The 26,682-nt window shown below is 65.8% G+C and carries 28 protein-coding genes; 20 read left to right on the top strand and 8 right to left on the bottom strand.

Annotation, left to right across the window (positions count from 1 at the left end):
- Positions 1-42: 42 nt before the first annotated feature.
- Entirely contained in the window at positions 43-2,352 is a 2,310-nt protein-coding gene (gene parC / locus BG023_RS06735) for a DNA topoisomerase IV subunit A (protein ID WP_069309778.1), read from the top strand.
- On the opposite strand, the gene BG023_RS06740 is transcribed toward parC, so the two are convergent.
- The 5 genes from BG023_RS06740 to BG023_RS06760 are packed head-to-tail and all read right to left on the bottom strand — an operon-like array spanning position 2,349 to position 6,446.
- Entirely contained in the window at positions 2,349-3,542 is a 1,194-nt protein-coding gene (locus tag BG023_RS06740; protein WP_069309779.1) for a CCA tRNA nucleotidyltransferase, read from the bottom strand. The genes parC and BG023_RS06740 overlap by 4 nt on opposite strands.
- Positions 3,532-4,152 carry a CoA pyrophosphatase gene (locus BG023_RS06745; RefSeq protein WP_069309780.1) on the bottom strand — a complete coding sequence of 207 codons (621 nt, stop codon included), beginning with the start codon at positions 4,150-4,152 and terminating at the stop codon, positions 3,532-3,534. The genes BG023_RS06740 and BG023_RS06745 overlap by 11 nt, the downstream gene beginning before the upstream one ends.
- Positions 4,149-4,703, bottom strand: a complete 555-nt coding sequence (locus BG023_RS06750) for a DUF1285 domain-containing protein (protein ID WP_069309781.1) — start codon at positions 4,701-4,703, stop codon at positions 4,149-4,151. Before BG023_RS06750 ends, BG023_RS06745 begins: the two co-directional genes overlap by 4 nt.
- Positions 4,704-4,752: 49 nt before the next feature.
- On the bottom strand, positions 4,753-5,286 hold the full coding sequence (locus BG023_RS06755) for a GNAT family N-acetyltransferase (protein WP_069309782.1): 534 nt from the start codon (positions 5,284-5,286) through the stop codon (positions 4,753-4,755).
- Complete coding sequence (locus tag BG023_RS06760) at positions 5,283-6,446, bottom strand: PQQ-dependent sugar dehydrogenase (protein ID WP_069309783.1); 1,164 nt, start codon at positions 6,444-6,446, stop codon at positions 5,283-5,285. Before BG023_RS06760 ends, BG023_RS06755 begins: the two co-directional genes overlap by 4 nt.
- Here BG023_RS06760 and BG023_RS06765 point away from each other — a divergent pair.
- The 4 genes from BG023_RS06765 to BG023_RS06780 all read left to right on the top strand — a co-directional run bounded on the left by BG023_RS06765 (position 6,445) and on the right by BG023_RS06780 (position 10,860).
- Entirely contained in the window at positions 6,445-7,068 is a 624-nt protein-coding gene (locus tag BG023_RS06765) for a ribonuclease HII (RefSeq protein ID WP_069309784.1), read from the top strand. The genes BG023_RS06760 and BG023_RS06765 overlap by 2 nt on opposite strands.
- A gap of 230 nt (positions 7,069-7,298) precedes the next feature.
- A complete protein-coding gene (locus BG023_RS06770; protein ID WP_269465922.1) occupies positions 7,299-8,453 on the top strand; it encodes a site-specific DNA-methyltransferase in 1,155 nt (384 codons plus the stop codon).
- Between the two features lie 18 nt (positions 8,454-8,471).
- Positions 8,472-9,587, top strand: a complete 1,116-nt coding sequence (gene folP, locus BG023_RS06775; protein ID WP_069309785.1) for a dihydropteroate synthase — start codon at positions 8,472-8,474, stop codon at positions 9,585-9,587.
- A 94-nt stretch (positions 9,588-9,681) separates the two neighbouring features.
- Complete coding sequence (locus BG023_RS06780) at positions 9,682-10,860, top strand: alkaline phosphatase D family protein (RefSeq protein ID WP_069309786.1); 1,179 nt, start codon at positions 9,682-9,684, stop codon at positions 10,858-10,860.
- Positions 10,861-10,928: 68 nt separating this feature from the next.
- Here the strand turns inward: BG023_RS06780 and BG023_RS06785 are convergent, their stop codons facing one another.
- Entirely contained in the window at positions 10,929-11,690 is a 762-nt protein-coding gene (locus BG023_RS06785) for an SDR family NAD(P)-dependent oxidoreductase (protein ID WP_069309787.1), read from the bottom strand.
- A 31-nt stretch (positions 11,691-11,721) separates the two neighbouring features.
- Positions 11,722-13,158 (bottom strand): sigma-54-dependent transcriptional regulator, encoded by a 1,437-nt coding sequence (locus BG023_RS06790; protein WP_069311183.1) that lies wholly within the window; start codon positions 13,156-13,158, stop codon positions 11,722-11,724.
- 279 nt (positions 13,159-13,437) lie between these two features.
- Here BG023_RS06790 and BG023_RS15115 point away from each other — a divergent pair, with 279 nt between their 5' ends.
- The 15 genes from BG023_RS15115 to BG023_RS06860 all read left to right on the top strand — a co-directional run bounded on the left by BG023_RS15115 (position 13,438) and on the right by BG023_RS06860 (position 26,514).
- The gene (locus BG023_RS15115) at positions 13,438-13,560 is read left to right on the top strand and encodes a hypothetical protein (RefSeq protein WP_257784910.1); all 123 of its coding nucleotides are present in this window, start codon (positions 13,438-13,440) and stop codon (positions 13,558-13,560) included.
- A gap of 12 nt (positions 13,561-13,572) precedes the next feature.
- A complete protein-coding gene (locus BG023_RS06795; RefSeq protein WP_069309788.1) occupies positions 13,573-14,694 on the top strand; it encodes an NAD(P) transhydrogenase subunit alpha in 1,122 nt (373 codons plus the stop codon).
- Entirely contained in the window at positions 14,691-15,482 is a 792-nt protein-coding gene (locus BG023_RS06800) for a hypothetical protein (RefSeq protein ID WP_069309789.1), read from the top strand. The genes BG023_RS06795 and BG023_RS06800 overlap by 4 nt, the downstream gene beginning before the upstream one ends.
- A 13-nt stretch (positions 15,483-15,495) precedes the next feature.
- Positions 15,496-15,777, top strand: a complete 282-nt coding sequence (locus tag BG023_RS06805; protein ID WP_069309790.1) for an NAD(P) transhydrogenase subunit alpha — start codon at positions 15,496-15,498, stop codon at positions 15,775-15,777.
- Positions 15,778-15,780: 3 nt separating this feature from the next.
- Positions 15,781-17,238 (top strand): NAD(P)(+) transhydrogenase (Re/Si-specific) subunit beta, encoded by a 1,458-nt coding sequence (locus BG023_RS06810; RefSeq protein ID WP_069309791.1) that lies wholly within the window; start codon positions 15,781-15,783, stop codon positions 17,236-17,238.
- A gap of 4 nt (positions 17,239-17,242) precedes the next feature.
- A complete protein-coding gene (locus BG023_RS06815; RefSeq protein ID WP_083234593.1) occupies positions 17,243-17,584 on the top strand; it encodes a hypothetical protein in 342 nt (113 codons plus the stop codon).
- Positions 17,585-17,641: 57 nt separating this feature from the next.
- Entirely contained in the window at positions 17,642-18,847 is a 1,206-nt protein-coding gene (locus BG023_RS06820; protein WP_069309793.1) for a parallel beta-helix domain-containing protein, read from the top strand.
- A complete protein-coding gene (locus BG023_RS06825; protein WP_069309794.1) occupies positions 18,844-19,872 on the top strand; it encodes an SO2930 family diheme c-type cytochrome in 1,029 nt (342 codons plus the stop codon). The genes BG023_RS06820 and BG023_RS06825 overlap by 4 nt, the downstream gene beginning before the upstream one ends.
- The gene (locus BG023_RS06830) at positions 19,869-20,855 is read left to right on the top strand and encodes an alpha/beta fold hydrolase (protein WP_069309795.1); all 987 of its coding nucleotides are present in this window, start codon (positions 19,869-19,871) and stop codon (positions 20,853-20,855) included. The genes BG023_RS06825 and BG023_RS06830 overlap by 4 nt, the downstream gene beginning before the upstream one ends.
- A gap of 95 nt (positions 20,856-20,950) precedes the next feature.
- Positions 20,951-21,655 (top strand): aspartate/glutamate racemase family protein, encoded by a 705-nt coding sequence (locus tag BG023_RS06835; RefSeq protein ID WP_069309796.1) that lies wholly within the window; start codon positions 20,951-20,953, stop codon positions 21,653-21,655.
- Between the two features lie 293 nt (positions 21,656-21,948).
- Positions 21,949-23,112 (top strand): deoxyguanosinetriphosphate triphosphohydrolase, encoded by a 1,164-nt coding sequence (locus tag BG023_RS06840; RefSeq protein ID WP_069309797.1) that lies wholly within the window; start codon positions 21,949-21,951, stop codon positions 23,110-23,112.
- On the top strand, positions 23,105-23,830 hold the full coding sequence (locus BG023_RS06845; RefSeq protein WP_069309798.1) for an NAD(P)H-binding protein: 726 nt from the start codon (positions 23,105-23,107) through the stop codon (positions 23,828-23,830). Before BG023_RS06840 ends, BG023_RS06845 begins: the two co-directional genes overlap by 8 nt.
- Positions 23,827-24,279 (top strand): ABA4-like family protein, encoded by a 453-nt coding sequence (locus BG023_RS06850; protein WP_069309799.1) that lies wholly within the window; start codon positions 23,827-23,829, stop codon positions 24,277-24,279. The genes BG023_RS06845 and BG023_RS06850 overlap by 4 nt, the downstream gene beginning before the upstream one ends.
- Positions 24,280-24,350: 71 nt before the next feature.
- Positions 24,351-25,913 carry a long-chain-fatty-acid--CoA ligase gene (locus BG023_RS06855; protein ID WP_069309800.1) on the top strand — a complete coding sequence of 521 codons (1,563 nt, stop codon included), beginning with the start codon at positions 24,351-24,353 and terminating at the stop codon, positions 25,911-25,913.
- Between the two features lies 1 nt (position 25,914).
- The gene (locus BG023_RS06860) at positions 25,915-26,514 is read left to right on the top strand and encodes a DUF938 domain-containing protein (protein ID WP_069309801.1); all 600 of its coding nucleotides are present in this window, start codon (positions 25,915-25,917) and stop codon (positions 26,512-26,514) included.
- Here BG023_RS06860 and BG023_RS06865 read toward each other — a convergent pair.
- Positions 26,511-26,642: an Entericidin EcnA/B family protein gene (locus tag BG023_RS06865; protein ID WP_069309802.1), complete on the bottom strand. Its 132-nt coding sequence runs from the start codon at positions 26,640-26,642 to the stop codon at positions 26,511-26,513. The two genes, BG023_RS06860 and BG023_RS06865, sit on opposite strands and share 4 nt — an antisense overlap.
- Positions 26,643-26,682: the final 40 nt, after the last annotated feature.

The raw sequence follows: 26,682 nt of genomic DNA on the forward strand, positions 1-26,682 counted from the left end.
ACGCCTCTCCCTCGCGCGGGCGCAGGTTGCTAGATGGGGCGCATGTCCGTTTCCGATACCACCCAGGAGCCCGATGACGGCTTCGATGCCATCGTCGATGCACCCTTCGATGCCGCGCTGTCCGAGCGCTATCTCGTCTATGCGCTCTCGACCATCACCGCCCGTTCGCTGCCCGATCTGCGCGACGGGCTGAAGCCCGTGCACCGCCGCCTGCTGTGGGCGATGCGGCAGCTGAAGCTCGATCCGTCGAGCGCCTTCAAGAAATCAGCCCGCGTCGTGGGCGACGTGATCGGCAAGTATCACCCCCACGGCGATGCCTCGGTCTATGACGCGATGGTGCGTCTCGCGCAGGATTTTTCTCTGCGTTATCCGTTGGTTGAGGGGCAGGGCAACTTCGGGAACGTCGATGGCGATAACGCCGCGGCCTACCGCTACACCGAAGCACGGCTGACCAAGACCGCGCTGGAACTGATGTCCGGGCTTGATGAAGGCACGGTCGATTTCATTCCCACCTACAACGGCGAGGAGATCGAACCCGAGATCTTCCCCGGCCTGTTCCCCAACCTGCTCGCCAACGGGTCGAGCGGGATTGCGGTGGGCATGGCGACCTCCATCCCCAGCCACAATGTCGCGGAAATCATCGATGCGACGCTGGAGTTGATCGACAATCCCCATGTCGAGCACGAACAGTTGATGACGCTGTTCAAGGGGCCGGACTTTGCGACCGGCGGGCAGGTGGTGGACAGCGCGGCGGCGATTTCGGAAGCCTATCGCACCGGGCGCGGATCGTTCCGCCTGCGCGGCCGCTTCCACGCGCCCGAGGTCAAGGATACCGCTGATATCGAAGCGGGAATCGAGCGGCTGGGCGGCGGTCAGTGGCAACTCGTCATCTCGGAAATCCCCTATCAGGTGCCCAAGTCCAAGCTGATCGAACAGATCGCGCAGCTGATCGCCGACCGCAAGCTGCCGATCCTCGAGGACGTGCGCGACGAAAGCGACGAAGCGATCCGCATCGTGCTCGTGCCCAAGAGCCGCAATGTCGATCCGGAGCTGCTGAAAGAGAGCCTGTTCAAGCTGACGGATCTCGAAACCCGCTTCAGCCTCAACCTCAACGTGCTTGATGCGCGCCCCGGTTTCGGGCGCACCCCGATGGTGATGGGGCTGAAGGAGCTGCTGGAAAGCTGGACGGTCGCCCAGATCGACATCCTCCAGCGCCGCGCCCGCCACCGGCTCGACCAGATCGAGAGGCGGCTGGAGCTGGTGCGCGGTTACATCATCGCCTTCCTCAACCTCGACCGGGTGATCGAGATCATCCGCACAGAGGATGAACCCAAGCCGGTGATGATGGCCGAGTTCGAGCTGACCGACCGGCAGGCCGAGGCGATCCTCAACATGCGGCTGCGGTCATTGCGCAAGCTGGAGGAGATGCAGCTGCGCAAGGAGCAGGACGAGCTGCTGGCCGAAGAGGCCGATCTCAACGCCCTGCTCGAAAGCCCGGCCAAGCAGCGCACGCGGCTGAAGCGCGATCTGCGCAATCTGCGCAAGGACTATGCGGAGGACACCCCGCTGGGCCGTCGCCGCACGCTGATTGCCGAGGCCGCGCCGGTGGTCGAATTCAGCATGGATGCGATGATCGAAAAGGCGCCCGTCACTGTGATCCTCAGCCAGAAGGGCTGGATCAGGGCGGCGAGCGGACACGTGCCGCTCGATCAGGAATTCAAGTACAAGGAGGGTGATGCCCTCGCCTTCATCCTCCACGCACAGACCACCGACAAGCTGCTGCTCGCTGCCTCCGACGGACGGTTCTACACGCTCGGCTGCGACAAGCTGCCCGGAGCGCGCGGGTTCGGCGAGCCGCTCCGCACGATGATCGATCTCGAAAGCGAGGCATCGGTCGCGGCGTTGATGGTGCACAAGCCCGGCGGCAAGCTGCTGCTCGCATCCAGCCACGGCAAGGGCTTCGTCGCCACCATGGACGAACTGCTCGCCGAAACCCGCAAAGGCCGGCAGGTGGTGAACCTGAAAGACGGCGCGGTGCTGCGCGTGATCCGCCCGATTGCCGAGGGGCACGATCACGTTGCCTGCGTCGGCGACAACCGCAAGCTGGTGGTCTTCAACCTGGAAGAACTGCCGATCATGGCGCGTGGCCAGGGGGTGCAGCTGCAACGCTACCGCGACGGCGGCATGTCCGATGCGACGACCTTCGTGCTGGCGGACGGCCTCAGCTGGCAGATGGGCGGCTCCGGCGAACGCACCCGCACCGAGACTGAAATCCGCATGTGGAAGGTCGCCCGCGGCGCCGCCGGCCGAATGCCGCCGCAGGGCTTCCCGAAGGACAACCGTTTCGACTAATCGAAGCGGAAGGCGCTGGTTCCTAGTTCCTCGGCGAGCATCTGGTTGACGCGGTCGGCATCGGGGAAGCCTTCGGCGACCCAGCGCGCCTCGATGGTCTGGAGCAGGCGCGCCACATCCGGCCCTGCGGTGACTCCTCGGGCGACGATTGCGCCGCCCTTCAAGGGGAAGACCGGAACGGTCCAGTCCGCCAGTCTGCGCGCATCGCCGCCAAGCAGCAGCAGGCGGTCGATGGCAAGCGGGGTGGTGAGGCGGTAGGCAAGGCTGTGCGGATCGGCCGTATCTTCGGCGCTGCGCTCGGCCGCCGATACCAGCCGTCCGCGCTGCACTTTGGAGAGCCGCAGGCGCGCGGCGACCGTTTCGGCCACATCGGGCGAGGGCGGCAGCAGCGCGGCGAGGCGGCGCACCGGATCAGATGCGATGCCCTGTGTGCGTTCCGCCGCGATCAGTTGCTCCAGCAGTGCCACTTGCGGCGCGCAGGCTTCGGGCAGGATCACCCCGAGCACGCCGCGTGCGCGCATCCGCGCAATCGTAGGGTGCGGATCGGGCAGGGCGAGCAGCGCCAGCAATTCGGCCGCGATGCGTTCCCGGCTGAGGCCCTTGAGGGTGTGCGCGAGTTCGGCGCAGGCATCCTCCGCAACATCGTCCAGCGCCGCACCGAAGCGGGTCTGGAAGCGATAGTAGCGCAGGATCCTGAGGTGATCCTCGGCAATCCGCTGGCGGGCATCACCGATGAAGCGCACTCGGCCCGCGCGCAGATCGTCGAGCCCCCCGAACCAGTCGGCAATCTCCAGCGTTTCGGGATGGGCATAGAGCGCGTTGATGGTGAAATCGCGCCGCGCGGCATCCTCCGGCCAGTCGCTCGCAAAGGCGATCGTGGCCCGCCGTCCGTCGGTGGCGACATCGCGCCGCAGCGTGGTGACTTCGACCGGGCCATCCTTGAGGATCGCGGTGACAGTGCCGTGCTCGATCCCGGTCGGCACGGTGCGGATCCCCGCCTTGCCGCAGCGAGCGATGACCTCGGCCGGCATCAGCAGCGTGGCGCAATCGACATCGTTGACCGGCACGCCCAGCAGCCCGTCGCGCACTGCCCCGCCGACCCAGCGGATGTTCTCGGCCCCCAGCGCAGCGGTCAGCGCCTTGAGGCCCGCGCGGTGCGGCCAATCGGCCTCAGCGAGGTCACGCAGCATCGCGCAAGCCCTCCAGCGCGATCCTGCGCGACAGGTTGGCTATGATCGCCGCAGTCACGCCCCAGATGCGGAACCCCTGCCATTCGAGCTCGAGATAGCGCCGGTTCGCGCCGCGCCAGAACACCTCGTTGACGGTCCAGCTTGTCCGGTCGAGCAGCATCGCCAGCGGGGCTTCGAACCACGCTTCGACTTCGGTTGGGCTGGGGGTGAGGGCGAGGCCCGGCGGGACCACGCCGACCACCGGTGTCACCAGAAAACCGGTGCCGGTGTGATAGACATCGCTGGTGCCGATCACCCGCACCGCATCGCGCGGCAGGGCGAGCTCCTCCTCGGCTTCACGCAGCGCGGCGGTGATTGCATCTTCGCCGGGATCGATCTTGCCGCCGGGAAAGGCGACCTGCCCGGGATGATCGCGCATCGCGCGCGGGCGCTGGGTGAGGATCACCTGCGGATCGCGCGGCACATCGGTGATCGCGATCAGCACCGCTGCCGGCGTGGCGCGGCCTTCGATCGCGAAGTGCGCGTCGCTCATCAGATCGGGCACGGCTTCGCGGTGGCCTTCGGCAAAGGCGCGGGCGAGCGGTTCGTAAAGGCTCGGGGCAGACGTCATGGCAGCAGCGCGAACTGCGCCCCCTTGCTGGCGATCTGCCAGCCCTTGTCTTCGGCCCCCTCGGCGAGCGCGATCTCGGCGAGCTGCGTCCAGGTCGAGCGGTTGAGCCGCGCCTCGCACCCGCGCCGCACGTGGAGATAGAGCGCCGGATTATCGGCATCGCCCGCCGCGCGCAGGGGGTGATCAGGCCCCGCGATCACCAGATCATCGGTGTTGAGCCGGAACGCCAGAGCATCGTCGGCGCGCACGCAATCGACCGCGATGAAGGCGGCGTCTTCAACTTCGATGGTGAGCTGTTCGAACGGGGTCACCAGCCAGTGCTGCCCTGTCTCGTCACGCTTGAGCAGCCCGGCAAAGGCCCGCACCATCGCCTCGCGCCGGATCGGTTCGCCTTCGTGATACCAGGTGCCATCCGCCGCGATGCGCATCATGCTGTCGCCGCTACGCTGCGGCGCCCAGCCTTCGACCGGCGGCAGTTTGCGCTGCGCCACCAGCTCGGCGATCTCCGCGAGCGTCAGTTCGGCAAGGTAGGGCGGCGGTTCGTAAGGCATTGCTGCGGGGATGGCAGATGCGGCGGGCGAGGTGAAGGGGTTACCTTATTTAACCTTGCCAAGGCCCCAGCATGCCTTCCGCCGGCATGGCGGCAAGGCCGTGGCCACGGGCCAGCAGGCGATGCTGTTCATAGGGGCCGGGGCAGCGCCAGCCGCCTGTCATCGCTGCGGAAAAGCCCCAGCGTCCGTAGTACTCCGCATCCCCAATCAGCACCTGCGGAAGCGCGAGACCCCCGCCTGCAGCAAGCCGCGCGTCCTCGGCTATCATCGCGCTCATCAACCCGATGCCGAAGCCTTCACCCTGCCGTTCGGGCACCACGGCGACCGGCCCGACCATTACCAGCGGCACCGGCCCGTCCTTGGTCTGCAAGGCAATCGGCCAGCACTGGATCGTGCCGACCAGCATCTCGTCCGCATCGAGCGCGGCGAGGCTGAGGCCGGGCAGCCAGTCCATCCCTTCGCGGATCCGGTAGGCAGTGCGCGCGTGACGATCCGGCCCGAAGGCGCGATCGAGCACTTCCTCGATCATCGCGGGATCGACCGCCTCGAGCGGGATGATGGTGGCGGTCGCCGCGTCGGTCATTTCGCGGTGAGCTTCAGCAGCCGCGCGCCCTTGCCGTCTTCAGCCACCCACAGCGCGCCGTCCGGTCCCTCGGCGAGCGAGCGCAGCCGCTTGTCGAAGGTGTAGCGTGTGACTTCGCGGGCGGTTCCACCATCGATCGCAACATCGACCAGCGCCTGCGCGCCAAGCCCGGCGATCAGCGCGTGACCCCGCCAGCCTTTGAACATCGGGCCGGTGTAGAACAGCATATCGCCGGGCGCGATCACCGGGGTCCAGCTCGTTGCAGGCTGGGCAAAGCCGTCGCTGGCCTCGTGATCGGGGATCGGATCTCCATTGTAGTGATCGCCGTTCGACCGCAGCGGCCAGCCGTAGTTCGCGCCTGCCTTGACGAGGTTGAGCTCGTCCCCGCCCGCCGGGCCATGCTCGACTTCCCACAGCCGGCCCTTGGCGTCCCAGTCCATCCCGAGGATGTTGCGGTGGCCCATCGACCAGATTTCCGCTGTGATGCCGCCCTTGTCTGCCATCGGATTACCCGCAGCAGGCGTGCCGTCGAGGTTGAGGCGCACGATCTTGCCGAGCGTGGTGCCTGTATCCTGCGCCGGCTGCATCTTCTGCCGCTCGCCGCTGGCGACATAGAGATATTTGCCATCGGGCGAGATGCTGAGGCGATGTGAATAGTGCCCGCGCCCGGAAACCTTTGGGGTCTGGCGCCAGATCACCGCGAGATCGTCGATGGTGCAGGCGTTGGGCTCCTCGCACACGAGCGTGCCCTTGCCGACCACCGCGCCGCGCAGATCGCCTTCGCCGGCTTCCGCCCAGCTCAAGTAGATCGTGCGGCGATAGAGAAGATCGGATGCTTCCGAGGGCAGGAAGGCGATGTCCCCCAGGCCGCCCTGACCGCCATAGGCGACCGTCGGAACTCCGGTCACCGTGCCGGTGGTGCCGGTGGCGGTATCGATGAACTTCACCGCGCCCGCCTTTTCGGTCACGAACAGCACCGACGTCCCGGGCGCGAAGGCCATCGCCCAGGGTTCCTCGAAGCCCGCGACATCGGTCACTTCGAAGGGCGCTGCATCGGCGGCAACCGCGGCTGCGGTTTCCCCCGTTTCGGCGTTCGCGCAGCTTGCCACCATCATGGCGGGGAGAGAAAGAGCAGCAATCAAACGGGCAGAACGGATCATGCTAGGGGTCACTCCGGGTTTCATGGTTGCGAGCGAACCGCTCGTCATCGGGGTCGACGAGGCGGGCCGCGGGCCGCTCGCCGGGCCGGTGGTGGCTGCGGCGGTGGTGCTGGGGGGCGCGATACCTGCGGGGCTCGACGATTCCAAGCGCCTTTCCGCCAAACGCCGCGCTGTGCTCGATCTGGCGATCCGTGAGACCTGTTGCTGGGCCCTGGCGGTGGTGGAGGCCGACGAGATCGACCGGCTCAATATCTTCCAGGCGACCATGCTGGGGATGACCCGCGCGGTCGCCAGCCTCACTGCGGCGCTCGATGCGGCGGTGGGCGAGGTGCTGATCGATGGCAACATGACCCCCGCCGGACGCTGCGCCGATTGGTGCTGGCCGGCGCGCGCGATTGTCGGCGGGGACGGGATCGAACCGGCGATCTCCGCCGCCTCGATCATCGCCAAGGAATGGCGCGACCGGATGATGCTGGAAGCAGCCAGCCAGCACCCGCACTACGGCTGGGAGCGCAACAAGGGTTACGGCACCGCCGAGCATATCGAGGCGCTGCGCCTCCACGGCCCGACTCCGCTCCACCGCCGCAGCTTTGCGCCGGTATCGCAGTTGCCGCTGATCTGATCGCAATTTTTCGCCGATGATTGCCTGCGGGTGAGTCCTGCGCGCCACACCGCTGCATATCGAGTCCCCGGGGGTGGAGCGGACTCAACATCTTGTGCCGGTCCTGCTTCGTTCCGCGCTCTTTACACGGCGTTAACCATAAGCGGCGCAAAATTAGGCGCTTGACGCGGACTCCTCGAAGACTCATGCCTGTGGATAAGTTGCAAGCAAAACCAGGCGGAGCCACCAGCGTGAGCGTGATAGAAAAGACGAAGTTGCGGGAAAAAAGCGCTGTAAAAGCGCCAAAAATTGCGCCCGCGCTCGATCTGCCGCTGGGCCGTATCCTGCCGGGTGACTGTATCGAGGCGATGCGTTCGCTGCCCTCGGCCAGCGTTGATCTCGTGTTCGCCGATCCGCCCTATAACCTCCAGCTTGGCGGCGATCTCAATCGCCCGGATGGAAGCCATGTCGATGCGGTGACCGATCACTGGGACCAGTTCGACAGCATGGCAGCCTATGACAAGTTCACCCGCGAATGGCTGACCGAGGCGCGCCGCGTGCTCAAGCCCGATGGCGCACTGTGGGTGATCGGCAGCTACCACAATATCTTCCGCGTCGGCGCGATCTTGCAGGATCTGGGCTTCTGGATCCTCAACGATATCGTCTGGCGCAAGACCAATCCGATGCCCAATTTCAAGGGCACGCGCTTCACCAACGCGCATGAAACGCTGATCTGGGCGAGCATGGGCGAGAAGTCGCGCTACCACTTCAATTACCGCGCGATGAAGACGCTCAACGACGAGCTTCAGATGCGTTCGGACTGGGTGCTGCCGATCTGCTCGGGCGGTGAACGCCTGAAGGAAGATGGCAAGAAGGCCCACCCGACCCAGAAGCCCGAGGCGCTGCTCTATCGCGTGCTGCTGGCGACGACCGAGAAGGGCGACGTGGTGCTCGATCCCTTCTTCGGCACCGGCACCACCGGCGCCGTCGCCAAGCGTCTGGGCCGCGAATGGATCGGCTGCGAGCGTGAGGACTTCTATCGCGGCGTCGCCGAAAAGCGGATCGCGCGCGAACTGCCGCTTGATGAAAGCGCGCTCACCACGATGCAATCGGCCCGCACCGCGCCCAAGGTGGCGTTCGGCGCGGTGGTCGAGAACGGGCTGATCCCGCCGGGTTCCAAGGTTTTCGACAAGAAGCGCCGCTGGATTGCCACGGTGCGCGCCGATGGCAGCCTCGAATGCGACGGCAAGACCGGATCGATCCACGGCCTCGGCAAGGAGGTGCAGGGTGCGCCTTCATGCAATGGCTGGGCCTTCTGGCACTACGAAGTGCCGGGGGTTTCCCGGGGCGATGTCCAGCCGATCGATGCCGCGCGTCAGCTCTACCTGCTCGCCAGCGAGGACTGATTCCCCTAGGGGAATGACATGGCCGCCTCCGTCTATCTCCAGCCGATCACGCTCGTCTCAGGCCCGCAGGCGGTGGAGGGCGGCGCGGTGCGGCTGGGCGGCTCGATGGCTTATGCCCGCGAATTCGCGCTGGTGGTGCGAAGCGCGGATTGTGCGGTGACGGGGCGCACGGTGTTCACGCCCGAGGCTTTCGAACAGGCGATTGCCCCGCTCCCCGATGCTCTGGCGGCAGAAGCCCGCCAGCAATGGGCCAACCTCGCGAGGGTTCATGCCCCGCTGCAACTGGGCGCACGCACTATCCGGCTCGATCAGCCGCAGGTGATGGGCATCCTCAACGTCACGCCTGACAGCTTCTCCGATGGCGGCCAGCACGAGGCCGCCGAGGCAGGGCGCGCCCATGCCGCAGCCATGCTTGAGGCGGGCGCGGCGATCATCGATATCGGGGGCGAAAGCACGCGGCCCGGTGCCTCGGCCACCTTCGAGGACGAAGAAATCCGCCGGGTTCTGCCCGCAGTCGAATACTGCTCTGCGATGGGCGCGGCGATTAGCGTCGATACCCGGCGCGCGGGCGTGTTGCAGGCGGCGCTGGGGGCAGGCGCGCATATGGCGAACGACGTTTCGGCATTGCGTTATGACCCGCGCAGCATCGAGGTGGTGGCAGCGAGCGCCTGCCAGGTGGTGCTGATGCACGCGCCGGGCGCAGGCGAGGATCTGCACAAGGGCGGCGACTATTCCGACGTGGTGAGCACGGTGTTCGACTTCCTCAAGGATGCCCGCGCCCGCGCCATCGCCGCGGGCATCGCCGAGGAGCGCATCATCCTTGATCCCGGCATCGGCTTCGGCAAATCGCTCGCTGAAAACCTATCTCTGATCAATACCTTGCCGCTGTTCCATGCGCTCGGCAGCCCGCTGCTGCTCGGGGTGAGCCGCAAGCGCATGATCGGCGCGCTCTCAGCCGAGGAGGACGCCGATGCGCGGCTTGCCGGATCGATTGCGCTGGCGGTGAAGGGCATGGAGGCGGGCGTCCACCTGCTGCGCGTGCATGACGTGGGCGAGACGGTGCAGGCGCGCAACGTGTGGCGCGGCCTGCGCGATGCGGCGCTGACCGATTTCAGCCAGTTCCCCCCGCTCTGACACGCTCTGACCGGGCCTTTCGCGGCCGTCGCGGCTGTGTCATGGAGCGCGGTCAGAACATCGCCGTTCTAGCGAATCCCCGAGGAGTTTCCCGATGCGCCTGTCGCTGCTTGCCGCCACCGCTCTTGCCGCCGCCGGATTTGCTGCCGCGCCGCTGCTGGCCGATAACCACGCAGCCCGGAGCGATGTGCCCGATAGCGTCAGCCTCTCGCCCGACCAGCTGCTCGCCCCCTATTATGCCGAGCTGCGCAAGAAGGTGGCGATGCCCGAAGCCGGGCCGAACCCCGCTCTCAGCCCCTCGACGACGCTGACCCGCATCGCCTTTGGCAGCTGCAACCACCAGTCCGCGCCGCAGCATATGTGGGCGCAGATCGCCTCGGCCAATCCGCAGCTGTTCCTGATGATCGGCGACAATGTCTATGGCGACAACGGCTGGGATGGCGATGCCGGGCTTGAGAGCCTGCGCGCCTCCTATGCACTCCAGGCTTCGCACCCCGAATTCGCCGGTTTTCGCGCCAAGCACCCGATGATGGCGACCTGGGACGATCACGACTTCGGCCTCAACGATGCAGGCGGCAGTTTCCCGATGCGCCGCTGGGCCGAGGAGCTGTTCGAGAGCTTCTGGGGATCATCCGATGCGGTGCGCGCGCGTCCGGGCATCTACGACAGCACCATCACAGGGCCTGAGGGCAAGCGCGTGCAGGTGATCCTGCTCGATACGCGCTTCTTCCGCTCGGATTTGAAGCGCATGGCATGGACCAAAGATCGCCCGCCGCTGGGCGGCTATCTGCCCGATGACAGCGCGGGCAAGACCGTGCTCGGCGCCGATCAATGGGCGTGGCTGGCGGCTGAGCTGGCGAAGCCTGCCGATGTGCGGATCGTCGTCTCTTCGACGCAGGTGATCACCCAGGCGCACCAGTTCGAAGGCTGGACCAATTTCCCGGCGGAACGCACCAGGCTGCTCGACATGCTGGCCGGGCGCGAGGCGAGCGGGCTGGTGATCCTCTCGGGCGATCGCCATGCGGCGGGCATCTACAAGACCGAACACAAGGGCGAGACGATGTGGGAGCTGACCAGCTCGTCGCTCAACCTCACGTTCGGCAGCGATACCGAACGCAGCACCGCGCGCGAGCCTGATCCGACCCGCATTTCGCCCTTCTTCCCGATCGAGAATTACGGGCTGATCGACATCGACTGGAAGGGCAAGGGCCTGACCATGACGCTCAAGGGCAACACCAGCGCGACGCTGGCGGAGCAGCGCTTCAGCTGGTAATGTTTTGCAAATGTTCCACGTGGAACATTTTCGGCGATGTTGGAATGGCGCAAAAAACCTCTGTTATTTCAGAGGGTAAACCCGCCGTCTGAAACCATCACGTGGCCGGTAATGTTGGAACTGGCGTCGCTCAGCAGGTAGAGGATGCTGTCCGCCATCTCGTCCGAGGTGGCGAAACGGCCGAGCGGCGTGGTCTTGGACATCGCCTTCAAGGTCGCCTCGCGCCCGATCCGTTCGACCGAGGCGCGGAAATCCTCGCCCCCGTCCCAGATCGCGGTATCGACGCCGCCGGGCGCTATCGCATTGACGCGAATGCCGTGCTTGGCGCTCTCGGCAGCGGCGATGCGCGCCATGTGGGCGACGGCCGCCTTGGCGACACCATAAGGGCCGATGCCCGGCACCGGCTTCAATCCGGTGGTCGAGGAGACGACAACCGCGCTGCCGCCGCGCGCTGCCATGGCCCGCAAGGCGGCGGCCAGCGTCAGGAACGCACCATCAAGGTTCACGGCCATCACACGGCGCCATTCAGCGAAGGAAATCGATGCAATCGGGCCGCCCGAACCGATACCTGCGTTGACCACGGCATGGTCTAGACCGGTCAAGAGGGGGTCTAGACCCACCCAAAGCGCCTCTTCGGCGACGCTGCCGACCACGCGGTGCACTTCGCACCCCGGAAGCTCGAGCGCATCCAGCCCCGCACCATCGACATCGACGAGGATCAGCTTGGCCGCACCCCGCGCCGCCAGCGCCCGCGCACACGCCGCCCCGATTCCCGAAGCCGCCCCGGTGACGAGCGCCGAGCGCCCTGCAAAGTCCTGAATCTGTGTCATGCCGGCGCGCTAGGCGCGCACGGCCCGCCGATCAAGCCGCGTTGTCGATCCCGAGATCGCTGAGCTTGCGGTAGAGCGTCGAACGCCCGATCCCGAGGCGCCGCGCCACTTCGGTCATGCGGCCGCGGTAATGGCCGATGGCGAGGCGGATCACGTCAGCCTCGATCTCTTCCAGCGGGCGCAGGTTGCCGTCGGGGGTGTAGAGCATGATGCCCACGCCTTCGTGCGTGTTCGCATGGCTCGCGCCGCTCTGCTCGCCGAGCATTTCGGACAGTTGCGGGAAGCTTTCCTCGGTGAGCGTGTTGCCTTCGCAATAGACCGCCGCGCGGAACAGCACGGATTGCAGCTGGCGGACATTGCCCGGCCAGTCGTAGGCGGCCAGCAGGCCCAGCGCGCTTTCGGAGATCGAAAGGTGGTTGAGGCCCGGCTGTTCGCCGATGCGGGCAAGGAAATGGCGGGTCAGCGCCGGAATATCGCCGGTGCGCTCGCGCAAGGGCGGCAGCACGATGCGGGTCGCGCTGAGGCGGCTCGCCAGATCGGCGTCGAACTGGCCGGCCTCAACCATCCGGTCGAGCCCGACATTGCTGGTGACGAGCAGCCGCACATCGACGCGGAAGCCATAGGTCGCACCCACCGGGCGGATGATCCCGCTGGTCAGCGCGTCGATCAAGCGCTGTTGCAGCGCGGGAGTAAGCCGGTCGATCTCGTCGAGCACCAGCGTGCCGCCGTCGCAATGCTGGAACGCGCCGATCTGGCGATCAAACGCGCCGGGGAAGCTGCCGGGTTCGTGCCCGAACAGCACCGAATCGATCGAGCCGGTCGGGATCGAGGCGAGGTTGATGATCCGCAGCGGCTCCTTGGCGCGCGGGGATGCGCTGTGCATCGCGCGCATCAGCATTTCCTTGCCGGTGCCGCTTTCGCCTTCGATCAGCACATGGCCGTGGCCGCGCGCGGCCTTGGCGGCCTGCGCCAGCGCGGCGCGGAACGGCGGGGCGGTGCCGATCATCGCATCGAAATCGAGGCTGGCCGACATCTTCTCGGTCAGCGGGGCGAGCTCGTCACGCTCGGTCTGGCGGGTGGTGGCGGCGCGCAGCGCATCCATCAGCCTGTCGGGCGAAACGGGCTTGACCAGATAGTCACTCGCGCCCGCCCGCATCGCTTCAACCGCGAGCAGCGGCGAGGCGCTGGTGGTGAGCATCAGGATCGGCAGGGCCGGGCGGCGGGCCTTCAGTTCGGCGATCAGCGTGCAGGCATCATCGCCCGGCACCCACTGATCGAGCAGGATCGCGGACAGCTGCATCCCTTCGCGCGTGCCCAGCACGGCGATCGCGGTATCGGCATCGGTGGCAACGATCGTGCGCCAGCCTTCGCGCGCGGCGATGGCGGTGATCAGGCGCGACTGTGCGGGCTCATCATCGATGAGCAACACGATTCGCGCATCGGCGTGCGCATCGGGGTGGCAATCCATATCTGCCATCGGTCCTGCCGCTCGCTTCTCCTTCGCCCGGCGTTCAATCCGGGGATGACCCAATCGCTTGTGCATAGAGCGCGGAGGTAAAGACGGGATTAAGGCTGTTGGCAGGTGGTGCAGGGGTGGCCGGATCGGGCGCTGTGCCAGCCTCTCATTAAAGGTGACTTGAGCGGGCGGCTGTGCTTCGATACGGGGGCAGGCAGAAAAATCATCACCGCCAGTTTTGCTGCAACTAATTGCGGCCTGCGGTGTTCAACAGCCCAAGGGGAAGAGATCATGACCGCTCAAGATATGGATAAGGCCGAAGCGACTTACGGTGGCTTCATCGCGACGCTGAAGTGGACGGTGCCGCTGATCGCCGTCATCGCTTTCGTCGTCGTCGCGCTGATCGCTGAATAAGCCGCAGCGCACGTGAAGATCGCCATCCTCAAGGAGCGCGCCTCGGGCGAGACGCGCGTCGCCGCCACGCCGGAAACGGTGAAGAAGTTTGCTGCCCTCGGCCTCGAGGTCGCGGTCGAGAAAGGCGCGGGCGAGACCGCGTCGGTCGAAGACGCGGCCTATGCCGAAGCGGGCGCGAGCCTCGGCACCGCAGCCGCGACGGTCAAGGATGCCGATATCGTGCTGGGCATTCAGGCCCCCGATGTGAAGCTGCTCAAGGGCGCCAAGCCCGGCGCATGGGTGGCGGCGCTGTTCGATCCCTTCACCAAGCGTGACGTGGTCGATGCCTATGCGGCGGCGGGCCTCGAGGCGCTGAGCATGGAATTCATGCCGCGTATCACCCGCGCGCAGTCGATGGACGTGCTCTCCTCGCAGTCGAACCTTGCGGGGTACAAGGCGGTGCTGGCGGCAGCGGATGCCTATGGTCGCGCCTTCCCGATGATGATGACCGCAGCCGGCACAGTGCAGGCCGCGCGCGCCTTCATCATGGGTGTGGGGGTTGCCGGCCTTCAGGCAATCGCCACCGCGCGGCGCCTGGGCGCACAGGTCTCCGCGACCGACGTGCGCTCGGCCACCAAGGAGCAGATCCAGTCGCTGGGTGCCAAGCCGATCTTCGTCGAGAATGTCGCTGGCATCGAAGGCGAAGGTTCGGGCGGCTATGCCACCGAAATGAGCGAGGAATACCAGAAGGCGCAGGCCGAACTGGTTAGCGCGCACATCGCCAAGCAGGACATCGTGATCACCACAGCGCTGATCCCGGGCCGCGCCGCGCCGCGCCTCATCACCGACGCACAGATCGCGACGATGAAGCCCGGCAGCGTGATCTTCGATCTCGCGGTGGCGCAGGGCGGCAACGTGGAAGGCTCGAAGGCGGACGAGGTCGTGATCAAGCACGGCGTCAAGATCATCGGCTATTCGAACACCCCCGCCGCGCTCCCCGCCGACGCCTCGGCGTTGTTTGCGCGCAACCACTACAACTTCCTCAGCGCCTTCTGGGACAAGGAGCAGGGCAAGCCCGTGCTCGACGAGGAAATCGGCAATGCGATCCGGCTGACGCAGGGCGGCAAGGTGGTCAACGAACGGCTGCTGGGGTGAAGACGTTCACGTGGCTCTTCGCCGCGATGCTCGCGGCGTTCATGCCTGCCGCAGCGCAGGCGCGGCTGCTGCTGCCGTTCTGGACCATGGCCGATTACCAGCCGACCGCTCCGACGAATGTGGCGCACGATTTTGCGGGCCAGCTGTTCGCGGTGCCGATGCTGCCGGCAACGATGTTCACCCTCTCGGAGGATGTGTTCCAGGATAACGGCCGCATTGCCGCACCGGCAGGGACGCAGCTGGTCGGTCTCGCATTCGTGCGCGGCGGGGCCTGCGCGATCTTCCCGCCCAAGCTCGCCGCAGGCGCCGCGATCATGGCCTGGGGCGCGGATCGCCACCTGTGCTTTGTGGACGAGGGCCAGGACGGCACCTTCGACAAGTATTTCTTCCGGCAGGGCGACAAGCAGGGCTTTTTCAATGCCTTCCAGACGATGCCGGCCGAGCTGGCGGTGCTGACCGGCGGCAAGTACGCCAAGACTGACAACACCCAAATGGACGGCAAGTTGACATGGTCGGTCACCGCGCAGAAGTGCAAGGAGATCGACCGCAAGACCAAGCCGCGGCTGCGCTGCCGGGTCTATATCGGGCTCGGCATCACTAAACCCAACGGCAACCCGCTTGGCTCCGCCACGCTGACTTACGGGCGGCAGTTCGATCTGTTTCCCAAGGAAAGCGAGAACCTTGTCGAATTCTTCGGCATGAAGCTCACCGCGAATGCGGCGGGCCCAGGCCAGATCACCTACGAATTGACGCAGCCCCAGCGCAATCTTGCGTTTCTGCTGCGCTAACCAGAGAGAGCCCATGGACTTCATCTCAATCCTTTCGATCTTCGTGCTGGCCTGTTTCGTGGGCTATTACGTGGTGTGGTCGGTGACCCCGGCGCTGCACACCCCGCTGATGGCGGTAACCAACGCGATCTCCTCGGTGATCATCGTCGGCGCGCTGATCGCTTCGGCCGAGGCCGCGAGCCCGATCGCCAAGTATCTCGGCCTGTTCGGGGTGGTGCTTGCCAGCATCAACATCTTCGGCGGCTTCGCGGTGACCGAGCGCATGCTCGCGATGTACAAGAAGAAGGAGAAGTAAGAGATGACCTTCTCCATCCTTTCCGCAGCGGCACACGGCGGCGGCACCCCGGCCTGGGCGATGCTCGCCTATCTCGTCGCGGGCGTGTTCTTCATCCTCGCGCTGCGCGGACTTTCGAGCCCGGCCACCTCGCGCACCGGCAACCGCAACGGCATGATCGGCATGGCGCTGGCCGTGGGGACGACGCTCGTCACCCATGACATTGCCAACATCGTCGAAATCCTGATCGCGGTCGGCATCGGCGGCGCGATCGGCGTGGTCGTTGCCCGCCGTATCGCCATGACCGCGATGCCCGAACTGGTCGCAGGCTTCCACTCGCTCGTCGGCCTTGCCGCGGTAGTGGTGGGCTTCGGCGCATGGCTCGATCCGCAGTCCTTCGGCATTGTCGATGGCGCGGGGCAGATCCTTGCCGTCAGCCGCGTCGAGCTCGGCCTCGGTATCGCCATCGGGGCGATCACCTTCTCGGGCTCGGTCATCGCCTTCCTCAAGCTGTCTGGCCGGATGAGCGGTTCGCCGATCATGCTGCCGGGCCGCCATGTCATCAACCTCGGCACGCTCGCCGCAATCCTCGGCCTGATCGCCGCCTACACCGTGTCGCCGGTTGGCGGCGCGGGCGAGGGCTGGATGGTGCTCGCCGTGGCGGTGCTCGCCTTCATCATCGGCTTCCTGCTGATCATCCCGATCGGCGGCGCGGATATGCCGGTGGTCGTCTCGATGCTCAATTCCTACTCGGGCTGGGCCGCGGCGGCGATGGGCTTCACTCTCGGCAACACCGCGATGATCATCACCGGCGCGCTGGTCGGCTCGTCGGGCGCGATCCTCAGCTACATCATGTGCCGCGCGATGAACCGCAGTTTCATTTCCGTAATCGCGGGCGGCTTCGGCGGCGATGCGGGCGCGGCTGGCGGTGCTGGCGGTGCGCGTGAACAGCGTCCCTACAAGCAGGGCAGCGCCGAAGACGCCGCCTATATGCTCGAGCAGGCCGAAAAGGTCATCATCATCCCCGGTTACGGGATGGCGGTGGCGCAGGCCCAGCACGCGCTGCGCGAAATGGGCGACAAGCTCAAGGAAAAGGGCGTGGAGGTGAAGTATGCCATCCACCCCGTCGCGGGCCGTATGCCGGGGCACATGAACGTGCTCCTCGCGGAAGCCAGTGTGCCTTACGATGAAGTCTTCGAGCTTGAGGACATCAACTCGGAATTCGCCCAGTGCGATGTCGCCTTCATCATCGGCGCGAACGACGTGGTGAACCCCGCGGCCAAGACCGACAAGTCATCGCCGATCTACGGCATGCCGGTGTTCGATGTCGACAAGGCCAAGCAGGTGTTCTTCATCAAGCGCTCGATGGGCGGGGTGGGCTATGCCGGGGTCGACAATGACGTGTTCTACATGAACCAGACCGTCATGCTCCTCGCGGATGCGAAAAAGATGGTCGAGGAAATCGTCAAGTCGTTGGACTGAACCCTTGCGCAAACTGCTGTTCGGACTCCTGCTGATCGTGGTTCTGGGGGCCGGTGCGCTGTTCACCGGCCTCGCCAACCCGCTCGTCGAAATGCAGGTCAAAAGCGCTCTGGTCGAATCCGGCATCGGCGAAAAGCGCGCCGGATGCATGGCGGGCCGCATGGTTGACCGCCTCACCATCGGCCAGCTGTGGAAGCTGCGGCAGGGCATGGCCCCGCAGGAAGGCGAACCCGAAGGCGATTATGGCCTCGGCGAGCTGATCAAGCGCCTGCGCCGGGTCGATGATGGCGAGGCTGTGGCGGTGCTGACCACCAGCGCCGGCCTGTGCACGCTGGGCATCGGCTAGACGCTTGCAATCTCTCCCTCCCTTGCGCCACACTGCGCAACGGAGAGGGAGACAATCATGAAACGACTGGCACTTGCCGCCGCGCTGCTCGCCACTGCTGCGCCGCTCGCCGCTGAAACCCACCGCGTAGAACCGGGCGAGGGCGCGGGCACACGGCTACAGGAAGCACTGATCCTCGCTGCACCCGGCGACGTGATCGAACTCGCCGCGGGCCGCTTTGTGTTGACCGACGGGCTCAGCCTCGATGTGGACGGTGTGACGGTGCGCGGCGCGGGGATGGACAGCGACGGCGGCACCATACTCGATTTCACCGCCCAGCAAGGCGCGGGCGAGGGGCTGCTGGTCACCTCCGACAATGTCACCTTGCTCGATTTCGCGGTCGAGAACCCCAAGGGTGACGGCATCAAGTCCAAGGGCGCGGACAATATCGTCTATTCGGGCATCCGGGTCGAATGGACCGGCGGGCCGAAGGCGACCAATGGCGCTTATGGCATCTATCCGGTCGAGAGCACTGGCGTGCTGGTGCAGGGATCGATGGTCTCTGGCGCATCGGACGCAGGCATCTATGTCGGCCAGAGCCGCGACATCACCGTGCGCGGCAATATCGTGCAGCTCAACGTCGCCGGGATCGAGATCGAGAACAGCCGCAATGCGCTGGTCGCGGGCAATGTCGCCACGCGCAACACCGGCGGCCTGCTGGTGTTCGACCTGCCGGGCCTGCCGGTGATGGGCGGCGGCAACGTGATCCTGCGCGGCAATGTGGTGGCCGATAACGACACCCCCAACTTCGCGCCGCCGGGCAATATCGTCGCTTCTGTGCGGCGCGGCACCGGCGTGCTGGTGATGGCGAATGACGGCGTGCTGATCGACGACAACGCCTTCGCCAACAATGCGACCGCGCATGTCATGGTGATCGCCTATGTCCAGCCGTTCGATGATCCGCGCTACAACCCCTATGCGCGCAACGTGATCGTCGGCACCAACGCCTTCGGACGCGGCGGATACGATCCGCAACTCGATGGCAAGGAAGCGCTGCTTGAAGCCTTTGGCGGGGCCTTGCCGCCGGTGCTGTGGGACGGGATTGCCGAGGACGGCAACGGGTTGATGATCGCTGAAGGGGTGACGGGCTGGAGCCTCAACCTCTCCAAGCCGGGCCAGAGCCTTGCCGAAGCCCAGCCCGGCCCGCTCAATCTGACCCCGCTCGAAAAATGGGAGTTCCCCGAAGTCGGCGCACCGGCAGAGCTGGAGGCGCGGGTGCAGTGAGGCGCGGCTTCGGCCTCCTTGCGCTCGCCTGCGCCACTTTCGGCGCGGCGCTCGGCCATGCGACGGTGATCGACACGCCCGCCGTCAATGACGTCGCGGTGACCGGCGCGGCCTTTCCGCAAAAGCTGAGCCAGTTTCGCTTCTTTGCCGATGGCGCGCGGCAATCTCCCAACACCGGCGTCCATCCTTACGCGCTCAATACGCCGCTGTGGTCGGACGGGGCGGAGAAGCTGCGCTTCATCTACCTGCCCGAAGGCACGCAGCTTGTGGCCGATGGCGCCAGGGACGAAGGGGGGCTGCTGACGTTTCCGGTCGGCGCGGCGATCATCAAGACCTTTGCCTTCGGGGAAGGGCAGGATCGCCGGCTGATCGAAACCCGCGTGCTGCTGCACCGCGCGGATGGCTGGGTGGCGCTGCCTTATCGCTGGAACGCCGAGCAGACCGATGCGACCCTCGCGCTGGCGGGGGGGCGGCTCGATCTGGTGACGCCTGCGGGCGAGGCGATCTCCTATGCGATCCCCAACAAGAACCAGTGCAAGACCTGCCATTCGAAGGATGGGCAGGTAATCCCGATCGGCCCCAAGGCGCGCAATCTTTCCGCTGATTGGCTGAGCGGCATGGCGGCAAGCGGCACGCTCGACCGTGTGCCGCAGGTGGCCGAGCGCCTGCCGGTCTGGGCCGCCCGCAAGTCTGGGGATGCCGCCGCGCCGCTCGCCCGCGCCTATCTCGATGTAAACTGCGCCCATTGCCATCAGCCGGGCGGGGGGGCATCGAACAGCGGGCTCGATCTGCGCTGGGAACAGGCCGATCCCCACGCCTATGGTATCGGCAAACGTCCGGTCGCGGCTGGGCGCGGGGCAGGGGACATGGACTTCTCGATCGTCGCCGGCCATCCCGACCAATCGATCCTGCTCTACCGGATGGAAAGCGCCGAACCCGGCATCGCCATGCCTGAACTGGGCAAGGCGAGCGTCGACACAGAAGGCGTTGCGGTGGTGCGGCGCTGGATTGCGGAGATGAAATGAAAAAGTGGATCTGGCGCGGATTGCTGGCGCTTCTCGGCATCCTTTTGATCGCCTTCCTGATCTTCCGCACACCTGATACCGATCCGGCGGCAATGCGCGCGAAGTACGGCGCGCCGCCTTCGCAGTTCGTCACAATCGGTGACGGGGTGAAGGTGCACCTGCGCGACGAGGGACCGCGCGATGCTCCGGCGATCGTCCTGCTCCACGGCTCCAATGCCGATCTGCACACCTGGGAGCCATGGGTGCAGGCGCTCAAAGGCCAGTACCGGGTGATCCGCTTCGATCAGGTCGGCCATGGCCTCACCGGCCCCGATCCCAAGGACGATTACAGCCGCGACAATTATGTCGAGGACATCCTTCAGGTCGCCGACACACTCGGCCTGCAAAGCTTCATCCTCGGCGGCAATTCGATGGGGGGCAAGCACGCGCTGGCCTTTGCCGCAGCGCATCCCGAGCGTGTGGCGGGCCTTGTGCTAGTCGACAGTGGCGGCGGGCCGATGCTCAAGCTGGCGGCCAAGAAGGAGGACGAGGACAGCGGCAATATCGGCTTCAAGATTGCCCGGATGCCGGGGATCAACCTGCTGGCCGAACAGATCACCCCGCGCAGCCTGATCGCGCAGAGCCTCGAACAGACCGTTTCGGTCAAGAGCATCGTCACCCCGGCGATGATCGACCGCTATTGGGAGCTGCTGCGCTATCCCGGCAACCGCCGTGCGACCTTCATCCGCTTCAGCCTGCCCTATGACCCGCTCACCGAGGCCCAGATCGCGGTGATCACCGCGCCGACGCTGATCCTGTGGGGCGAGGAAGACCGGCTTATCCCGGTCGAAGCCGGACAGTGGCTGGCCAAGACCATGCCCAGCAACCAGCTCGTGATCTATCCCAAGGTCGGCCACCTGCCGCAGGAAGAGGCGGTTGCCGCCACGCTCGGCGATCTCCAGCCGTGGCTTGCCGAACACGCACCGGCGACAAAGACGCCATAATTCAAGGCCGGAGCGCTGTGCGCTCTGGACGCGCCGACGGCTTGCGCCCTACACCTCTTCGCAACTGCACACAGAATCGAAAAGGACGGCCCGCTTTGCGCAAACTCGGGATCATCGGCGGCATGAGCTGGGTATCGACCGCGACCTATTATGATCGTATCAACCGCATCGTCCAGAAACGCGCCGCGCCGATGGCGAGCGCGCCGCTGCTGATCGAAAGCCTCGACTTCTGCCAGCTCTACGCCCTGACCCAGGAACGCGATTGGCAGCGCGCGGCGAGTGTGCTGATCGATAGCGCCAGGCGGCTGGAAGGCGCCGGGGCAGAAGCGCTGATCATCGGCGCCAATTCGATGCATCGGCTTTACGACGATGTCGCCGCTTCGGTGAACATTCCGATCCTGCATATCGCCGAATATGTCGGGCTTGCGATGAAGCGCGCGGGCAAGAATAACGCCGCGCTGCTCGGCACGCGGAACGTGATGACCGAAAGCTTCTACCGCAAGCGGCTGGTCGCGCACGGCATCGATCTGCTGCCGCCCAACCTCGATTATGTCGAGATGCTCGACCGAATCATCTATGATGAACTGATGGTCGGCAAGGTCACGCGCGAGGCCGAACGCACCATGAAGACCATCATCACCAACAAGGCGCAGGAAGGCGCGGGGGCAATCGTGCTGGCCTGCACCGAGCTGGCGCTGGTGGTGGATGTCGATGCCAATGTCCTGCCGATTTTCGACAGCACGCGCATCCATTGCGAGGCCGCCGCGGACTGGATTCTTGAACAGGAAACTGTGGGTTAGCCCTCGCCTGATCCCCATAGGCGGGCGTCCTGTCGCACCTAGTCAATTTTTAGGGTGCATTTGTAATCGTTTGCAGATATTGGCGATGAGGATTTTGTCGGGTCATCCGATCGGACAATATCCGGGGTCTTCGGGTCGCGCCGATAGGCCCTTGGGGCCGCCTTCCTCCCCCCCAACACCGGAAGGCGGCCCCAGTAGCCTCTCCCGAGAGCCATTGAACGGTGGCTTTGTGTCAGATTGCTGGCCTATTCCGGTTGAGAAGCGTCACCGTCTGCCCTAATCGCTCCCTCGTGATGTCCCGCGCTCCCTATGCCTCCGACCCGCTTGCCCATGGCGGACGTGAATGGGGGGAACCTGTCGCCGGCGCACAGCGCGGGCCGCGCAGCGAATTCCAGCGCGATCGCGACCGCATCATCCATTCGATGAGCTTCCGGCGGCTGAAGTCCAAGACGCAGGTCTTCATCGCCCCCGACGGCGATCATTATCGCACCCGACTGACCCACAGCCTTGAAGTCGCGCAGATCGGCCGGGTGATGGCGCGTGCGCTGGCGCTGGATGAGGATCTCACTGAAGCCCTGTGCCTGTCGCACGATCTTGGCCACCCGCCGTTCGGCCATGCGGGGGAAACCGCGCTGTCCGAGGCGATGGAGCGCCACGGCGGCTTTGATCACAACGCGCAGGCGCTGCGCACGGTGATGCGGATCGAAAGCCCCTATCCCGAGCATGACGGGCTGAACCTCACCTGGGACCTGCTCGAAGGCCTCGCCAAGCACAATGGGCCGGTGATCGCCCCCAACTGGGCGCTGGCGGAGCTGGACGAGGCGTTCCCGCTGATGCTGGGCACCTGGCCCTCGCTCGAAGCGCAGATCGCCGCGGTGGCGGACGACATCGCCTATGACAATCACGATATCGACGACGGGCTGCGCGCAGGGTTCCTCGAACTCGATGATCTGCTGACGCTCGATTTCCTCGCCGACCAGTGGCACGCGGTGGAAAAGCGGCACCCCCATGCTTCGCGCGAACGGCTGCTGCGCGAGCTGATCCGTGACCAGATCGGGCTGATGGTCAACGACGTGCTCGAACACACCGCAGGGCAAGTGAAGGGCTTGGTCTCGGTCGCCGAAGTGCGCGAGGCGGGGCGCCAGCTCGCCGGGTTCTCGCCCGCGATGGCGGCCCAGGAGCGGCGCCTCAAGTCCTTCATGTACGAGCGGCTCTACTACCACCCCGAACAACTCGGCGCGGCCGAGCGGGCGCGTGATGTGGTAGTGCGGCTGTTCGCGGCCTATTCGCAGGATGCAACGCTGATGCCCGATGACTGGCAGGCGCGCCTGCCCGCGCAGGATCCCCAGCGTTCCCGAGTGATCGCCGATTTCATCGCGGGGATGAGCGATCGTTTCGCCATGCAGGCGTGCCGCGAGATTTACGGCACCAGTCCGGTGGGGCTGATCCATGTCTGATCGCGTGCAATCTGTCGGCCCGGTGCGGATCGCGCTGGTGGGCGCGACCGGTCTTGTCGGGCGCAAGGTGATCGAAGTCGCCAGCGCGGGCGATGAAGCGCGGATCGTCGGCATCGCCCGGCGCGAGGCACCGCTGCCGCCCGGCGCGCGCATGGAAATGTTCGTTGCCGAGCCCGACAAGTGGGGCGAAGTGCTCGAAGCGGTGCGCCCGCGTGCGCTGATCTGCGCGCTCGGCACCACGATGAAGAAGGCGGGCGGCGATCAGTCGGCGTTCCGCGCGGTCGATCAGGACCTGGTGCTCGCCACCGCCGAAACCGCCAAGCGCGCGGGCGTGCCGAACATGGTGGTGGTCAGCGCTGCCGGGGCCGATGCGCGCAGCAAAAGCTTCTACATGCGGGTCAAGGGCGAGACCGAGGAAGCGCTGTCCAAGGTCGGGTTCAAGCGGCTCGATATTCTCCACCCCGGTCTGTTGCGCGGCGAGCGGGTCGATGATCTGCGCTTTGCCGAAAGGGCCGCGATCATCGCCGCGCCACTGATTGATCCGCTGCTGTCGGGCAATTGGGAGCGGTTCCGCTCGATCGATGCCGAACTGGTGGCCGAGGCCGCGCTCGGCCTCGCGCTGCGCCGTGCGGGCGGGCGCTTCACGCACGATAACGAGGCGATGCGCCGCGCCGCGCGCGAATGGCGCCGCACCCGCGAGATGGGAGATTCCGCATGATCGATTGGGCTGCGCTGTTCAGCATGGTGAACCTGCTGGCGATGATCGCCTGGGTCTCGTTGATCCTGCTGCCGCGCTGGCCGACGCTGCTGGCGGCGCTGCTCTATGGCGGCGTCGGCCTGCTGTGCCTGATCTATGGTGCGTGTCTGATCGGTGTGGTCAGCGGGTTGATCCCCAACCCCGACGGCGGGGGCGCGGATTTCACCACGATCGAAGGCGTGCGCGCGATTTTCGCCAGTGATGCCGGCGTGACGATCGGCTGGACCCATTACCTCGCCTTCGATTTGTTCGTGGGCCTGTGGATCGCGCGCGACGGCGATGCGAAGAACATCTCGCGGCTGATCCAGGCCCCGATCCTGCTGGCGACCTTCATGGCCGGGCCGCTGGGCCTGTTCATCTGGCTGCTCGTGCGCGAGCCGGCGGCGCGCAAGCAGGGGCGTTTCCAGTAAATCGCAGGTAGACCGCTGCGTCATACTTGGCATAACTCTCCCCAACACAGCTTGCTGGAGAGAGCACGGCCATGGCGAGAAACGCCTTTCACGACTTTTCGACCTTCGATGAAATCCTGACCTTCTGGGCCAAGGAGCGGCCTGACGGTCCGGCTTTCGATCAGGACGGGCGGGTGACGTCCTACGCCGAGGCTGACTTGCTGACCCGCCAGCTGGTGGCGCTGTTCCAGGCGCGCGACATTGCGCCGGGCGACCGGATCGCGTGGCTCGGCAAGAACCGCGATATCTACTTCCTGCTCTATCTCGCCGCGGCGCGCATGGGCGCGGTGATGGTGCCGATCGGCTGGCGGCTCGCCCCGCGCGAAATCGCCTATATCCTCACCGATACCGACGCGAAGCTGCTGTTCGCCGATGCCGAGTTCGTCGAAACCGCGCATCAGGTGGCGGGCACGGTTCCCGCCAATCCCGAAGTGATCGAGGCCGAGACCGCGCGCACCGCGGCAGCGGGCTTCGAACCGGCGCACTACACCGCGCCGTCGCAGCATGATCCGGTGCTCCAGCTCTATACCTCGGGCACCACCGGCAATCCCAAGGGGGCGATGCTGTCGAACGCCAACCTTCTCGGCCTGCGCAATGCGGGCTGCGAAGCGGGGCTCGACTACCAGTTCTACGAGCCGGGCGATTGCATGCTGGTGGCCATGCCCTGCGCGCATATCGGCGGCACGGGCCTTGTGAACATCGCGATTTCGAACGGGGTGCGCAGTCTGGTGCAGGCCGAATTCACCCCCGTGGGTGTGATCGAGGCGATCGAGGCGGGGGCGACGCACATGTTCATTGTGCCCGCCGCCTTGCAGATGGTGGTCCAGCACCCGCGCGCACCGACGACCGATTTTTCGAACCTCAAATACCTGATGTACGGCGCCGCGCCGATGCCGCTCGAGCTGCTCAAGGAAGCGGTGCGGACGATGCCGACCACGAAGTTCCTGCAAGCCTATGGCATGACCGAAACATCGGGCACGATCTCGATCCTGCCGCCCGAGGATCACAGCCTCGAAGGCAACCAGCGGATGCGCTCGGCGGGCAAGGCGTGCCCCGGCGTCGAGATCGAGGTGCGCGGGGCTGATAATGTGGAAGTGCCACGCGGCGATATCGGCGAGGTGTGCATTCGCTCGCCCTCGAACACGGCAGGCTACTGGAAGCTGCCGGAGGCGACCGCCAAGACCATCGACCCGGACGGCTGGCTCCACACGGGTGACGCGGGCGTGATGGATGAGGACGGCTATGTCTACATCCAGGACCGCATCAAGGACATGATCATCTCCGGCGGCGAGAACGTCTATCCGGCGGAAGTCGAGAGTGCGATCTACGGCCACCCCGCGATTGCCGAGGTCGCCGTCATCGGCGTGCCGAGCGCCAAATGGGGCGAAGAGGTGAAGGCCTGCGTCGTCGCCAAGCCGGGCATGACGGTTGACGAAGCCGACGTCATCGCTTGGGCGCGCGAACGGATCGCGGCGTTCAAGGCGCCCAAGAGCGTCGATGTCATCCCGGTGATGCCGCGCAACGCCAGCGGCAAGATCCTGCGCCGCGAGCTGCGCGCGCCCTTCTGGGAAGGGCAGGAGCGGCAGGTCTCGTAAGGTGAAGCAGCACGCCCCCGCCACCCTCAGAAACCGTGAACCGATTGTAGAGGTGCTCGCGCACGAATTGCCTGCAAGTGGCTCCGTGCTCGAAATTGCGGCAGGGACGGGGGAACACGCGGTCTTCTTTGCCGAACATTTCCCCGCGCTGGCATGGCAGCCGACCGATCCCTCGGCCGAGGCGCTGGCCTCGATTGCGGCCTATCGGGAAGACTATGCCGGCACGAACCTCGCCGCGCCCCTGCTGCTCGATGCTGCGGCGCCGGATAGCTGGCCGGTGACAGCCGCCGATGCCATCGTGTGCATCAACATGGTCCACATCAGCCCGTGGCAGGCGACCGAGGGCCTGATGGCGGGCGCGGCGCGACTGCTTGGCGCGACGGGTGGGCCGTTGATCCTCTACGGGCCGTATATCGAAGCGGGTGTCGAAACCGCGCCCTCGAACCTCGAATTCGATGCCAGCCTCAAGGCGCGCAATCCGCTCTGGGGCCTGCGCGAGGCCGAGGCGCTTGACCGGCTGGCAGCCCAAAACGGATTGGCCAGAAGCGCACGTTACGCGCTCCCGGCCAATAACATCATGCTGGTGTATCGAGCTGGTTAGTCGATCGCGCGTTCACCGGCGCGGCCGACCGACTTGATGTCGTCACCCAGACCTTCGACGGTGTTGCAGGCGGTGGCGGTCAGCGTGATGGCGGCCAGCGCGGCGGCGATGATGGTCTTGCGAATCATGTTGGGACTCCTCTGATGATTGTCGCATTCAACGCATGAG

It is taken from the genome of Porphyrobacter sp. LM 6, assembly GCF_001720465.1.
GTDB lineage: Bacteria > Pseudomonadota > Alphaproteobacteria > Sphingomonadales > Sphingomonadaceae > Erythrobacter.

Excerpts from the sequence above, each read along its gene's own strand:
- BG023_RS06840 (WP_069309797.1), top strand. The coding sequence starts at position 21,949 with ATGTCCCGCGCTCCCTATGCCTCCGACCCGCTTGCCCATGGCGGACGT.
- BG023_RS06745 (WP_069309780.1), bottom strand. The coding sequence starts at position 4,152 with ATGACGTCTGCCCCGAGCCTTTACGAACCGCTCGCCCGCGCCTTTGCC.
- BG023_RS06755 (WP_069309782.1), bottom strand. The coding sequence starts at position 5,286 with ATGACCGACGCGGCGACCGCCACCATCATCCCGCTCGAGGCGGTCGAT.
- BG023_RS06805 (WP_069309790.1), top strand. The coding sequence starts at position 15,496 with ATGGACTTCATCTCAATCCTTTCGATCTTCGTGCTGGCCTGTTTCGTG.
- BG023_RS06780 (WP_069309786.1), top strand. The coding sequence starts at position 9,682 with ATGCGCCTGTCGCTGCTTGCCGCCACCGCTCTTGCCGCCGCCGGATTT.
- BG023_RS06785 (WP_069309787.1), bottom strand. The coding sequence starts at position 11,690 with ATGACACAGATTCAGGACTTTGCAGGGCGCTCGGCGCTCGTCACCGGG.
- BG023_RS06845 (WP_069309798.1), top strand. The coding sequence starts at position 23,105 with ATGTCTGATCGCGTGCAATCTGTCGGCCCGGTGCGGATCGCGCTGGTG.
- BG023_RS06810 (WP_069309791.1), top strand. The coding sequence starts at position 15,781 with ATGACCTTCTCCATCCTTTCCGCAGCGGCACACGGCGGCGGCACCCCG.
- BG023_RS06790 (WP_069311183.1), bottom strand. The coding sequence starts at position 13,158 with ATGGATTGCCACCCCGATGCGCACGCCGATGCGCGAATCGTGTTGCTC.
- BG023_RS06740 (WP_069309779.1), bottom strand. The coding sequence starts at position 3,542 with ATGCTGCGTGACCTCGCTGAGGCCGATTGGCCGCACCGCGCGGGCCTC.
- folP (WP_069309785.1), top strand. The coding sequence starts at position 8,472 with ATGGCCGCCTCCGTCTATCTCCAGCCGATCACGCTCGTCTCAGGCCCG.
- BG023_RS06855 (WP_069309800.1), top strand. The coding sequence starts at position 24,351 with ATGGCGAGAAACGCCTTTCACGACTTTTCGACCTTCGATGAAATCCTG.
- BG023_RS06850 (WP_069309799.1), top strand. The coding sequence starts at position 23,827 with ATGATCGATTGGGCTGCGCTGTTCAGCATGGTGAACCTGCTGGCGATG.
- BG023_RS06765 (WP_069309784.1), top strand. The coding sequence starts at position 6,445 with ATGCTAGGGGTCACTCCGGGTTTCATGGTTGCGAGCGAACCGCTCGTC.
- BG023_RS06820 (WP_069309793.1), top strand. The coding sequence starts at position 17,642 with ATGAAACGACTGGCACTTGCCGCCGCGCTGCTCGCCACTGCTGCGCCG.
- BG023_RS06750 (WP_069309781.1), bottom strand. The coding sequence starts at position 4,703 with ATGCCTTACGAACCGCCGCCCTACCTTGCCGAACTGACGCTCGCGGAG.
- BG023_RS06830 (WP_069309795.1), top strand. The coding sequence starts at position 19,869 with ATGAAAAAGTGGATCTGGCGCGGATTGCTGGCGCTTCTCGGCATCCTT.
- parC (WP_069309778.1), top strand. The coding sequence starts at position 43 with ATGTCCGTTTCCGATACCACCCAGGAGCCCGATGACGGCTTCGATGCC.
- BG023_RS06760 (WP_069309783.1), bottom strand. The coding sequence starts at position 6,446 with ATGATCCGTTCTGCCCGTTTGATTGCTGCTCTTTCTCTCCCCGCCATG.
- BG023_RS15115 (WP_257784910.1), top strand. The coding sequence starts at position 13,438 with ATGACCGCTCAAGATATGGATAAGGCCGAAGCGACTTACGGTGGCTTC.
- BG023_RS06865 (WP_069309802.1), bottom strand. The coding sequence starts at position 26,642 with ATGATTCGCAAGACCATCATCGCCGCCGCGCTGGCCGCCATCACGCTG.